The organism is Oleiphilus sp. HI0066, from assembly GCF_001635725.1.
This window is the reverse complement of record NZ_LWFH01000069.1, coordinates 1-516: the sequence shown is the minus strand read 5'-3', so window position 1 is coordinate 516 and position 516 is coordinate 1. Positions and strand designations below refer to the sequence as shown.

General features: G+C 46.6%; 1 protein-coding gene. It reads left to right on the top strand.

The window, feature by feature from the left end; genetic code table 11:
• Window positions 1–467, top strand: a 467-nt coding sequence (locus tag A3738_RS01170) for an FLgD tudor-like domain-containing protein (RefSeq protein ID WP_156503868.1), incomplete at its 5' end; no start/stop codon positions are given.
• Between the last annotated feature and the right edge of the window lie 49 nt (window positions 468–516).

Genomic DNA, 516 nt, shown 5'->3' with positions numbered 1-516 from the left:
AACAAATTAACAACACGGTGAATAACTTCACCAATAAGTTCCAGTCTACACAAGCATTGCAAGCGTCTGCCATGGTTGGGCGCTCTGTGTTGGTGCCAGGCGCTGAGGCTCCACTTTCGGCAAGTGGAACGATTAGCGGCATTGCAGACATTCCGNCTGGAACTAGCAATCTTTCTATCTCTATTTTGAATGGTTCAGGTGAGCTCGTGCGGCGTGTTGACCTTGGGCAACAATTTGCCGGTTCAGTGCCGTTTGAATGGGATGGTTTGAATGAGCAGGGTGATCAGATGCCTGCAGACAAATACACAATAAAAGCAGAAATAAAAACAAGCGCGGGCGCTGAGCAGGTCGATACCTTGTTTGCTTCGCAAGTGAATAGTGTATCAATCGCTCAAAGCGGCGAAGTGACACTTAACTTGGCTGGCTTAGGTGGCGTTCCGTTAGAGAACGTGCGCGAAATTAATTAATTAATCAGTAGAGGTTCAATATGACATTCAATGTAGCACTCAGTGGATT